The 13,689-nt window shown below is 54.7% G+C and carries 5 protein-coding genes; 3 read left to right on the top strand and 2 right to left on the bottom strand.

Annotation, left to right across the window (positions count from 1 at the left end; all coding sequences use genetic code 11):
* The first annotated feature begins 109 nt into the window (after positions 1-109).
* Positions 110-454, top strand: coding sequence for an outer membrane protein assembly factor BamE (bamE, locus tag AC534G_RS06140; RefSeq protein ID WP_003826401.1), 345 nt, complete (start codon positions 110-112; stop codon positions 452-454).
* 50 nt (positions 455-504) lie between these two features.
* Here bamE and AC534G_RS06135 read toward each other — a convergent pair whose 3' ends face one another.
* Both AC534G_RS06135 and ratA read right to left on the bottom strand, forming a co-directional pair.
* Entirely contained in the window at positions 505-801 is a 297-nt protein-coding gene (locus AC534G_RS06135; protein ID WP_038642768.1) for an RnfH family protein, read from the bottom strand.
* The gene (gene ratA, locus AC534G_RS06130) at positions 785-1,228 is read right to left on the bottom strand and encodes a type II toxin-antitoxin system toxin RatA (RefSeq protein ID WP_038642770.1); all 444 of its coding nucleotides are present in this window, start codon (positions 1,226-1,228) and stop codon (positions 785-787) included. Before ratA ends, AC534G_RS06135 begins: the two co-directional genes overlap by 17 nt.
* Before the next feature lie 154 nt (positions 1,229-1,382).
* Here ratA and smpB point away from each other — a divergent pair, with 154 nt between their 5' ends.
* Entirely contained in the window at positions 1,383-1,865 is a 483-nt protein-coding gene (gene smpB / locus AC534G_RS06125) for an SsrA-binding protein SmpB (RefSeq protein ID WP_043017973.1), read from the top strand.
* Between the two features lie 567 nt (positions 1,866-2,432).
* Positions 2,433-13,667, top strand: coding sequence for a BapA/Bap/LapF family large adhesin (locus tag AC534G_RS06120; RefSeq protein ID WP_110497110.1), 11,235 nt, complete (start codon positions 2,433-2,435; stop codon positions 13,665-13,667).
* The last annotated feature ends 22 nt before the right edge of the window (positions 13,668-13,689 follow it).

The following is a 13,689-nucleotide window of genomic DNA, read 5'->3' as shown; positions in this document are numbered from 1 at the left end:
GCCGACCGACCCGACAGCAAAAGGTTTTAAAGTGGTGAAAGGTCTATTATCATCGGCATATTACATATGAGCCGCGTACTGCTCGGGCCCGAAAAGGAATCAAATCACTATGCGCTGTAAAACGCTGACTGCTGCTGCAGCAGTACTACTGATGTTGACTGCAGGCTGTTCCACTCTGGAGCGAGTGGTTTACCGCCCTGACATCAACCAGGGAAATTATCTGACACCGACCGATGTCGCCAAAGTGCGTACAGGCATGACGCAACAGCAGGTTGCTTATGCTCTGGGTACCCCGATGATGTCCGATCCTTTTGGCACAAACACCTGGTTCTATGTGTTCCGTCAGCAACCTGGACATGAAGGCGTAACTCAGCAAACGCTGACGCTGACCTTTAACAGCAGCGGCGTATTGACCAACATTGATAACAAACCTGCCCTGACCGACAACAAGTAGGTTTGAGAGATCAAAAAAAGGTGCTCAATGAGCACCTTTTTTATTGTCTGTTATTTTTTAGCGGATTTCTCTGCTCGCTGTCTGCGCAGCTCTTTGGGATCGGCAATCAGCGGCCGATAAATTTCCACCCGATCGCCGTCATGCAGAACATCCGCAAGCTTTACCGGACGGCTGTAGATGCCCACTTTATTTTTGCTGAGATCGATATCATTACGCAATTCCAGCAGCCCGGAAGCGCGGATAGCCTCTTCCACCGTTGCGCCCTGCTGCAGCGTTACGCGCTGTAAATACTGTTTTTCGGGCAGCGCATATGCCACTTCAACGACAATTTTAGCCGACGCTGACACTGTAAACCTCTTTCGCGCGAACCGTGAAAGCCTGCACCATATTCGAAGCCAGCTCTTTAAAGATGCGGCCAAACGCCAGCTCGATGAGTTTATTCGTGAACTCGAAATCGAGATGAAACTCAATGCGACACGCGTCCTGGCTTAACGGCGTAAACTTCCAGCCGCCAATCAGTTTCTTAAACGGTCCATCGACCAGATGCATCAGGATGCTCTGGTTACTGGTCAGTTGGTTACGCGTGGTGAACGTTTTGCTAATCCCTGCTTTGGAGACATCCACTGCGGCCGTCATTTGTCCCGGAGTCGACTCCAGTACGCGGCTACCGGTGCACCCCGGTAAAAACTGGGGATAGGATTTAACATCATTCACTAACTGATACATCTGCTCCGCACTGTAAGGTACTAAAGCGGTCCGGCTAATCTGAGGCATAACAATTTCCATCAATATCAATCACACAAATAATACCATTTATCACTCGCTAAAAAAAACGCTATAGCCCAACTCGTGCTAAGATAGCGCCTTGCGCCCCGCTGGATGAAATGGGGTGTTTTTCGATTCCAGATTACCTATACTGAGCGGCATTATGACGAAGAAAAAAGCACACAAACCTGGCTCAGCCACAATCGCGCTTAACAAACGCGCACGACACGAATACTTTATCGAAGAAGAGTTCGAAGCTGGACTCGCTCTGCAGGGCTGGGAAGTCAAATCCTTGCGCGCAGGTAAAGCTAACATCGGCGATAGCTACGTTATACTCAAAGACGGCGAAGCGTTCCTGTTTGGCGCCAACTTCACACCGATGGCCGTTGCCTCAACACACGTGGTATGCGATCCCACCCGTACCCGTAAGCTACTGTTAAACCAGCGCGAACTCGACTCTTTGTATGGTCGTATGAATCGGGATGGTTATACCGTAGTAGCACTGTCGCTGTACTGGAAGAACGCCTGGTGTAAAGTAAAAATTGGCGTCGCCAAAGGTAAGAAACAACACGACAAGCGCTCCGACGTGAAAGAACGCGAATGGCAGGTGGATAAAGCACGTATTATGAAAAATGCCGGGCGATAACCTTCTTTTCTCTGTGGCCAGTCTATCACCATGATGACTGGCCTTTATTTTTTAGTTATTGAAAGCCGCACAATACATTCATAGTAATTATAGATTCCATTGCTGAATCGTTCAGTTAAAAATACGAACCCCAGCCTGCAGGCAAGCAGTAGTCCAATAAAATAAAACTTCAAGTACTCCCACGCGCTATTTTTCATCTTTCAAAATAGCATTATTATTACTGTTGTTTATTATTAACAATAAATAACAAAAACAACAATTACAGCAACTTATAAATAAAACCTATTTATCGAAACGTTTAACTCATTTCGATGAAAAATATCACCATATGTTTTTAATATCTGGACATTGCAGAAAGTTTTCTTTCTGACTATATCATCTAATACGAAAGAACTATTTTGGTGCTCAGACTACGACTTAATTTTTTCAGAAACTGATACCAGTAAATCTTATCCATGAAATTACATGTGTAAGTTCATCATTATGATGAACGAGGCACCTGTCTGCTCATTTTCCCGGCACGCCGTTGCGGATTAATACTCCCGACCTGCCATCAGGAGTGAACATATGCGTCTACTCGCCGTTGTATCGAAGTTGACTGGTGTTTCTACCAATGTTGAAGCCTCTGAAATTACACTCAACTCACCTTCTATTGTGAAACTGTCCGTTTCACGTGAGGAGGTCAGCCAGTTGACTCGTGTTAATCAGGATCTGGTTGTCACACTCCGTTCAGGTGAAACCATCACCATTAAAAATTTTTACGTCGGAAAAGGTGATGCGCAAAACCAGCTCGTTCTGGAAGACAGCAATGGCGCGCTATGGTGGGTTCAGGATACGGATGGTGCTTTCCATTTTCAGCACCTGGACGATCTCACGCCGCTGATGACGGCCGAAGGCAGTCATGACGGAGGCGCAATCTGGCCCTGGGTCCTTGGCGGGGTTGCGGTCGCTGGCGGAATTGGCCTCGCTGCAGGAGGTGGCGGTGGTGGCGGCGGCGGGAGCGGCGGGAGCGATAATAATGCCGGAAACGGTAATGGTAGCGGCGGCAACGGTAATGCCGGAAACGGCAATGGTAACGGCGGCAGCGGTAGTGGCGATGGCGATAACGGCGCGCCGCCAACAACAACCCCCAATATGCCAGACATGCCCGTCATCACCAGCGTAATTGACGACCAGGAGCTTATTACCGGCCTTGTCAATCAACAGGAGTCCACCAACGATAATACGCCTGAACTCCAGGGTACCGGCCCGGCAAATGCCACATTACATATTTTTGATAACGGCGTCGAAATAGGCCAGGTGACTATCGATGCCAACGGCCACTGGTCGTTTACCCCCTCATCCCCTCTTGCAGACGGCACTCACCAGTTTACCGTCAGCGCGTCAAATAATGCGGGTAGTAGTGGGATGTCAGACAGTTGGGTGATTATTGTCGATACGCTTGCCCCTGATACCCCTGTGGTTACTCAGGAAATCGACAATGTCGGTTCCATTACCGGTCTTATCGCCAATGACGGCGAAACCGACGATGCCACGCCAACTCTCACTGGTACTGGCGAAGCAGGGAGTACCATCAGCATCTATGACAATGGCATCCTGATTGGTATGGAGCCAGTAGATGACAATGGTAACTGGACCTTTACGCCTGATACGCCCCTCAGCGACGGCGTTCACAATCTGACGCTGACGCAAACTGATGCCGCAGGTAACGTGAGCGCGGAAACGAGCCTGCCGACATTTACCGTTGATACGACCGCGCCTGCAGGCGCGGTGATTTCCGCAGTAAACCTCGAAGGCACCACGGTAACGGGTAGAGCGGAAGCAGGAAGTCTGGTCACTATCATTGGTAGTAATAGCCAGGTTTTAGGTGTAATAACGGTCGATCAAACCGGCAATTTCGTCATCGCGATTTCCCCCTCACAGACGCACGGCGAAGCGTTGCTCGCGAAGATTCAGGATAAGGCGGGCAACATCGGGCCAGATACCCCATTTTATGCCACAAATTCCGGCTATCCGGGCGTACCCTTTATCGTCAGCGTTATGGATGATGCCGCACCGTCAACCGGGTTATTGAGCAACAATCAGGCCACCAACGATCAAACGCCAACGCTCTCTGGCACTGCGGACGCTAACAGCACCGTTAACATTTATAACAATGGTGCGATTATCGAAAGCGTGGTTGCCGACGCCAATGGCAACTGGAGCTGGACATCCGCCACGCCGTTGCCGGAAGGGCCGCACGCTTTCAGCGCCACGGCAACAAACCAGCTAGGGACAGGCGGTATGTCGCCAACATTTAATATTAGTATCGACATACAGCCGCCGTCGCCACCAGACGATCTCAGCGTCTCCGCAGACGGCAGCGTTGTCACCGGGACGGCCGAGCTGGGCAATACTGTCGTTATCACCGACAGTAATAACACTCCGATCGGCAGCGGCGTCGCCGGAGAAGATGGATCATTTACCATCCCCATTACCCCGCCACAGACCAATGGCGAAACGATTACCGCCATCGCGACCGATCCGGCAGGCAACCCAAGCCAGCCAGAAACCACGCTCGCGCCAGATATCACGGCCCCGCAGCCGCCCGCTAACCTGATGATTAATCCTACGGGGGATCAGGTTACCGGCACCGCAGAACCCAACAGTACGGTACATATTCTGGATCCAGATGGCGCGATCATTGGAACAGCAACTGCTGGCCCGAGCGGAGATTTCACCGCCACGCTGGTTCCGCCGCAGACTAACGGTGAACGCCTTAACGCGAATGCAACGGATGCAGCAGGCAATACCAGCGGTAACACTCCGATTACCGCACCAGATACCACAGCACCTGATGCGCCAACCGGCGTCATCGTCGCCGGGGACGGCGGTTCTGTAAGCGGACATGCCGAAGCGGGAAGCACCGTCACTGTCAAAGACAGCAACGGCAATCAGATTGGTGTTGGTCAGACTGACAACGGTGGCAACTTCACCGTGTCGATTACACCGTCGCAAATGAACGGCGAAACGGTAAAAGTCACCGCAACTGACAGCAATAATAACGAAAGTCTGCCAACCTCGGCGCTGGCACCGGATATCACCGCACCAAACCAGCCGATTATCATTGCCGTGACGGATGATGTCGCGGATGTCATCGGCCCCATCAGTAACAACGGCTTAACTAACGACGATAAACCTAAACTCGAAGGCACTGCCGAGGCCGGAGCTCAGGTTAAAATTTACGATAACGGCGAACTGTTAACGACCGTCACCGCTGATCTCAACGGTAACTGGAACTACACGCCCACAACAGCGTTGACCCAGGGCGCGCACATATTTACGGTGACGGCAACCGATGCCGCCAGCAATACCAGTAGCGCTGCAAGCTGGAAAATAATTGTCGATAGTCTCGCTCCGACCGTCCCCGTGATTACGCTGATTAACGATGATGTCGGCAGCATCACAGGTAGCGTCGCGAACAACGGTTGGGTCACCAACGATAATACGCCAACCATATCAGGCACCGGTGAACCCGGTTCTTTGGTGAGCCTGTACGATGGCAGTTTCCTGATGACAGTCATGCTTGTCGATAGCACGGGAACCTGGAGTTATACCGTTCCGGCAAATCAGGCGCTCAGCGATCGCATCCACCAGTTTACAGTTTCTGCTACGGATGCCGCTGGTAACGTCGTCACCTCCTCCACCGTGGTCAGCGTTACCGTAGATACCCAACCGCCAGGCAATCCTGTCATTTTGACTGCCACCGACGACGTCGGGAATGCGCCGATTGATCTGTCCACCGGTAGCCGCTCAAACGATACTTTGCCGCTGCTGAAAGGGACCGGGACAGCCGGTTCTACCATCACCCTCTATGATGGCGCCACGTCGATTGGTAGCACAACGGTATTACCTGATGGCACCTGGAGTATTCAACTCAGCCAGCCGCTCAGTGAAGGTCCACATAGTTTGTCAGCAATTGCGACAGACGTTGCAGGCAACGCCAGTAACCCAGGTAATTTCACGCTGACTATTGATACCACCCCACCGCCAGCCCCGGTTATCAGCTCAGCAGAAGGTCTGATTGGCACAAGCCTTCAAACGTTGAGCAACGGTGGCAGTACCAAGAGCACGACCCCCGAACTGTCCGGAACCGGCGAGCCAGGCGCGACGATTACCCTTTACGATAACAACGTTTTTCTTGGTACCACCACCGTTCAGCCAAATGGAAGCTGGACATATACGCCGACAGGTCCACTGCCGGACGGTCCGCATAAATTTACGGCGACGGCGACCGATGTGGCTGGCAACACGGGGATCCCGTCAGCAGGCTTTACGCTGACGGTAGATAACCTGCCGCCAGCAAAACCAGAGCCGCCAACCATAACGGATGACGTCAACCCGATAACCGGCATCATCACTAACGGCATCACTAACGATACCACGCCAACCTTTAGCGGCACGGGCAACCCTGGCGATCTTATTTCTATCTACCTTGATGGCAACACTTCACCGCTGGGTACTGCGACCGTTGGCGCAGATGGCTCCTGGAGCTTTACGCCCACCAGCCCCATTAATCCGGACAATTATCAGGTCACCCTCACCGCAACCGATCCTGCTGGTAACGTCAGCCTACGTTCGGATGCTGTTGCCCTGGGGATTGATACGACACCTTCAGCGCCGCCGGTGATTATCGCCGCTAACGATAATGTCGGCGACGTCCAGGGCGATGTTGCGGCTAACGGCGTGACCGATGACACCACGCCAACTATTCGAGGTACTGGCACCGACGGGGATACTATTACTCTGTATAACGGCGGTACGGTGCTCGGCACAGCAACGGTGGCAGGCGGAACCTGGAGTATTACGCCCGGGACGGCACTGACCAACGGGAGCTACACGCTGATCGCCACCGCAACCGATCCGGCCGGTAACATCAGCGACAGCTCAAACAGCATTTCGTTTACGGTTAACAACACGAAGCTGACCCTACCGCTGGTCACGGATATTCAGGATAACGTCGGCGTCTTTACCGGTTCGCTAATCAGCGGCAGCGTGACGGACGATACAATGCCAACCATTAGCGGGACCGGCACGCCGGGCAGTACGGTGTTAATTTATGACGGCAACAATCCCATCGCCATTGCGACGGCTATCGTTGCCGCGAACGGCAGTTGGAGTGTCGAAGTTCCCCTTACGCCCAACGTTACTCACACATTAACCTTCGGTGCCCAGGATGGGGCCGGTAACGTACTGGCGGCAGATAATCCGCTAACGTTGATTATCGATACGCAGCCTCCTGCCATTCCAGTTGTTACCAGCGTAGATACTGATGGGACGAAAGTAAGCGGCACGGCAGAAATTGGCAGCACGGTAATTATCCGTAGCGGCAACACCGTTCTTGGTCAGGGAGTGGCTGACAGTTCCGGGAACTTTACTGTCACGATTTCACCGGCACAAACAACGGGTCAGGCGCTCACCGCTATTGCCCAGGATCCTGCAGGCAATCAGAGCGATCCTGCGCCGTTTAACGCCGCCATCTCCAACGTGCCACATCCCCCGACTCTTGAGATTGTCGATGACATCGCGCCCATCATGGGGGTGATTGGCAACGGTAAAACCACTAACGACACCTTACCGCTGCTGCAAGGAACAGCCACCCCTGGGGCGACTGTTAATATTTATATAGATGGTGTGTCACCTGCCATTACAGTGACCGCCGATGCTGTTTCCGGTGCCTGGAGTTATCAGTTACCCACTGCGTTGACTAACGGCACAACCTATAACTTCACCGTGTCACAAACTGTAGGCGGCATCACCAGCGGTTTATCGCCCAACTACGCCATCACCATCGACACCACCGCTCCGCAGGTGCCAACTATCACCAGCATCATTGACGATGTTGCCCCAGGCACCGGATCGTTGGATAAAGGGCAAATTACCAACGACTCACGCCCGACATTCAACGGAACCGGCGAAGCAGGCGCAACCATCACCCTTTACGATAAGGGCGTTGCTTATGCCACAACCACGGTAAACATCAACGGTTTCTGGAGCTTTACCCCGACCGACCCTCTGGGAGAAGGCGACCATATCTTCACCGCTCGCGCAACAGATGACGCAGGCAACCAGGGAGATCCGTCCAGTGATTTCCGAATCATTGTCGATACTCTGGTGCCGGATGCCCCCTCCATTGTGACGGTCACAGACAACGTTGGTACAACTCAGACCCTGACCTCCGGACAGTTGACCAACGATAATACCCCAACGCTCGCGGGCACCACTGAAGCGGATTCGGTTGTGACCATCCGCGATAATGGCGTAGTGATTGGCACAACCACCAGCGATGAAAACGGCAACTGGAGCTTTACGCCTGCGCCTGCTCTCGGTGAAGGCAGCCACTCACTGACCGCCTCCGTCACGGATGGCGCGGGCAACATCAGCCCGGCCACGCCACCGTTCGTGGTCGTCGTCGACACGCTTCCCCCTGCTGCGCCAGTCATCACCTCGGTGATTGACGATCAACCCGGTAATACGGCGCTAACTAACGGACAGTTGACCAACGATGCGTTGCCAACGCTGAACGGTAAAGGTGAGATCGGCGCCATCATCACGATCCGTGATAATGGTAGCGACTTAGGGACAACTCAGGTGGATGCGTCGGGCAACTGGAGCTTTACACCAGAAACGCCCCTGGGCCAGGGTCAGCATATTTTCACCGCCGTTGCCACCGATCGGGCAGGAAATACGGGCGGAGTATCATCATCGTTTACGATTGAACTGGACTCTATTGCCCCGTCAATACCGGTCATCAGCACGGTGCAGGACAACACCGCCCCGACAACAGGCCCAATAACAAACGGCCAGACCACGAATGAATCCCGTCCGGCCCTGAGTGGCACCGGTGAAATTGGCGCGACGATTACTGTCCTGAGCGACGGTCTGCCCATCGGCACTACGACCGTTGGCGCGAACGGTACCTGGAGCTTAACCCCAACGGCTGCACTCAGTAACGGGCCACATACGCTGACCGTCACCGCTACAGACAGTGCGGGTAATACCAGCCTTCCATCCAATGGCTTCGCACTTATCGTCGACACGGTGTTGCCGGGGACGCCGGTCATTACTCAGGTTGCGGATGATGTCGGTCCGGTAACCGGTAATCTGAACAACGGCCAGGCCACAAACGATACACAACCCACACTCACCGGCACAGCTGAAGCCAATTCGACGGTCAAAATTTACGATAACGGAACGTTTATCGGTTCAACCACAGCGGATGGGACGGGTGCCTGGAGCTTCACGCCGCCAGCCCTGGGCAATGGCAACCACGCGCTGACAGCAACCGCGACGGACGCAGCCGGAAACGTCAGCCCAACGTCCGCTGGATTTAACATCGTTGTTGATACCGTCGCTCCCCTGGCGCCAACCATTATTCAGGCTTTTGATGACGTGCTGCCGGGTACCGGAACGCTGTCGAACGGAGCCTTTACTAACGACACCCGTCCGTTACTCAACGGCTCGGCGGAAGCGGGCGCCCGAGTGGCCATCTACGATAATGGCACGCTGCTGGCGACGGTGACTGCGGCGATAGACGGCACCTGGGAATATCTGCCCGCCACGCTGGGCAACGGTCAGCATGTGTTTACCGCCATTGCCACCGACGCCGCCGGCAACGTCAGCCCGGCGTCGAGTGGATTTACTATTAATGTCGACACGCTTGCGCCAACTACCCCGATACTGGTCTCGGTGGTCGATGACGTCGCAGGCGGCGTGTTCAATGCGGTGCTCAGCAACGGGCAACTCACTAACGATGCGCGCCCAACGCTGAACGGCACCGCTGAAGCAGGCAGCACCGTCAGTATCTATGACGGGAGCACCCTGCTGGGAACGGCACTGGTGCAGAGCAATAACAGTTGGTCGTTTACCCCAACCACGCCGTTGGCGAGTGGATCGCACACCTTCACCGTCACCGCCACCGACGCGGCGGGCAATACCAGCGGCGCGACGGCCGGTTTTAGCGTCGTGGTGGATACTACCGCCCCGACGCTGCCTGCAATCAGCAGCATTATTGATGATGTCGGACCAAATACCGGCGCGATTGGCAATAATCAGCCAACCAATGACGCACGCCCAACGTTAACCGGCACCACCGAAGCCAATGCGCGGATCGATATTTATGATAACGGCATCTTCGTCATCAGCGTGACGGCGGACGGCAGCGGCAACTGGAGTTACACCCCGCCCACCGAGCTGGCACAAGGTCCCCACTCCTTTACCATCACCGCAACGGACAGTGCAGGTAACACCAGCGGCACATCGGCTCCTGCAGTGATAGTGGTCGATACCGTCGCGCCAGGCATTCCTGGCGGACTTTCAGTAAACGCCACCGGCACGACGCTCACAGGCGTTGCCGAGCCCAACAGCACGGTCATCATTACCTCTAACGGCGGAACGGTGCTCGGTACGGCAACCGCGAACGCCTCCGGTAACTTCACCTTCACGCTGAACCCACCGCAAATCAGTGGGCAAACGCTGTTGGTTAGTGCACAGGATGCCGCGGGTAACATCGGTACAGCAGGCAACGTTCTGGCACCCTTTACCGGCGTACCGCCTGCGCCCCTTATTGCCAGCGTGTTCGATGACGTCGGCTCGGTCACTGGTCTGGTCACGGCGGGCAAAACCACCAATGACACCCTGCCAACGCTCAGCGGAACGGCGCAGGCTAGCGCCGTGGTCCGACTGTATAACAACGGGGTGTTCATGGGCGCCACGACCGCAGATGGCAATGGGCTCTGGAGCTTTACCCCAACCGGCGCGCTCAGCGAAGGTAACCACGCGTTTACCGCCACGGCAACAAATGCCAACGGCACCAGCGGATTGTCCGGTTCGTTCAGCGTGATTGTGGATACCACGCCGCCATCCGCGCCAACAATACTGATCAGCGCCGATGGCGGAACCGTAAGCGGCGTCGCCGAAGCGGGAAGCACGGTCACGATCTCTCTACCCAGCGGCACCAGCGTGACGGCCATCGCCAACAGCAGCGGTGTCTATAGCGTCAACTTGCCGGTTCGCCAGATTGAAGGTCAATCGCTGTCCGCCACGGCGACCGATGCAGCGGGTAATACATCATCGCCTACAAGCGTTATCGCCCCGGTATTGCCGTTGCTGGCCGAAGACAACATTACCCGTCTGCCGCTACAGACCGATGTGATCGTCAGCACCGAGCATAAAAGCGATTATGGTTTTCTGTTGGTCAACGCGCTGGGTAATGTGGCGAACGTGCTGGGGGACGATACGGCAACCGTCAATTTTAATATCGTCTCTGGCGGCAGCGGATCCATTACGATCAATGCAGCCGCGACCGGCGTGGTCCTGTCACTGCTTAACACCTTGGAGATCGTGATCCAGCGCTTTGACACTACGCTGAATGCCTGGGTGACGGTAGTGGATACCGGCCTACCCAACTTTGCCAGCCTTCTTACCTTAGGCGCTTCTGGCGTAACGCTTAATTACAGCGGACTGACGGGGGGTGATTACCGTGTCGTAAGCTATAACACCAACCTGCTGGCAACGGGCTCTTACACCAGCCTTGATGTCGCGGTGGTGAAAAGCAGCGCCGGGACCATCATCGGCGGTACGACGGAATCTGGCAACATCATCACGGATATCGATCCCACCAACGGGCAGGATAACGCGCCTTCTGGCACGCTGGTCACCTCCGTTACCGACGGTAACGGCAACATCGTGAGCGTCCCGGCGGGCGGTATTGATGTGCAGGGGAAATACGGCATCCTGCATATTAATCAGAACGGTAGCTATACCTACACCCTGACTAATACGTCAATTTCAGTGTATGGACGCTCCGAAAGTTTCACCTATACGCTGACGCATGGCGCAGATAGCTCATCGGCAAAACTGGTGGTAACGCTGGGCCAGCCCCCAGCGACCAGTACAGTCACAGCAGCAGATGATATTGCCGCGCTGACTTACGGGACGCAGGTCATTGCGATCGATAATGGAACGTCAAAACAAACCGGCTTCACGCTCGTTAACGTTGGACTGGGTAATGTGCTGGACGTCAGTCTGGTTAACGGCCTGACCAACCCTATCAAATTCAACGTGGATGATGGCGCAACCCGCACGCTGACCGTGCAAGCGAATGTTCTCGGCGTGACGGTGGGCGGTTTTGATCTCTACATTTATCGCTTCAATGAGTCTATTCAACAATATGAACAGTTCCGTGTGAAGCCCAATTGGGTCACCGCGGTGTTAGCTGGCGGCTCTACGGAATACACCATCACGATGCCTGGCGGAGACTATCTGTTCCTGCTTAACGCTTCCGGCGGTCTGGCTCTGGCAACCACTTATACACTGGACATTAAGACGGATCATACCTACGCCGTAGACAGCCTGAGCGCGTCGACCAACGGAAATCTGTTGGTCAATGACTCGGCTCCGGCCAATACCGTTATTACCGAGGTGAACGGAGTCGCCGTTAATGGGACGGGCATCACAACCATAAACGGGCAGTACGGCACGCTGACTATTGATGCGAAGGGGAACTACACCTACACGTTAAAAAGCGGGCTGGGCGCGGACGGCATCAACACCCCTGACAGCTTCGTGTATAAGGTCCGGGCGCCAAACGGCGACACCGGCAGCGCGTCGCTGAACATTACGGCAACCCCGCAGGCACTGGATGCCGTCAATGACATCAGCCCCCAGATGGCGGTCACCACGCAGGCGGATACATCCCGGTCGTTCACCGATAATAGCGTCGGTAACGCCAGTTGGAACGCCCAACTCTTGTCAGCAACGTCACAAAATGGCACAGGAACTATTGAGGTTGCAGCGGGAACGGCGGTGCAAAACGCCATCCTGCATTTTAACGTCGCTTCAGGTCTGACGCTGGGCGGACTAACCGTCACCTGGACACTGTACGACAGTAATAACGTCAAGGTGACTAATGGCTCGTTCAACGGCGGATTGCTGGTTGGCGGCAATATTGATATTGCCCTGAGCGGGATCGTACTGCATAGCGGTAACTACCGCCTCGACTACACCGGCAGCGTCGGGGCCCTGGGCTTGGGGAATATCACCATCACCCCAAGCGTAAAAGGCACGATAATCGATCTGCAAAACTTCGAAACCTCCGCCGCAAACAGCGTCACGGGCAATATCTATGACGGAGACCATATTGCCAGCGTGCATACCCTGCTGACGGTGAACGGCACTGGCGGTAGCACTGCCACGTTGGATCCGCTTGGCAACACGACCAGCGCCATCATTAACGGTCTGTACGGCAAACTGACCATCGGCATAGACGGCCATTACACCTATGCCCTCAACAGCGATGTATCACTGGCCTCCATCACGACCAAAGAGACGTTCAACTACACCCTCAACGACCAGCAAGGCCATACCGATACCGCCACGCTGACCATCGACATGAATCCGCAGGTCGTGAGCACCGTGGATGCCGATCGTCTGACCGGCAGCGCATACGGCGATACGCTGATTTATCACCTGCTTAATGCCAACAACGCAACCGGAGGGAACAACAGCGACAGTTGGACCAACTTCTCGATGGCCCAGGGCGACAAGATCGATATCCACGAACTGCTGAGCGGATGGAACCATCAGGCTTCTACGCTTGGGAACTACGTACAGGTCACCACCAACGGATCCAACACCGTGATTGCCATCGACCGCGACGGCACGGGGGGAACTTATCAATCCACCAACCTCATCACCCTGGAGAACGTCAACACCACGCTGAATGAACTGCTACAGAACAACCATCTCATCACGGGTGGTTAATACATAAAGCTCCGGGCGCCAC

The organism is Citrobacter sp. CRE-46 (genome assembly GCF_059615875.1).
The sequence above is the reverse complement of the archived record's forward strand: the minus strand, read 5'-3'. Positions and strand labels throughout refer to the sequence as shown.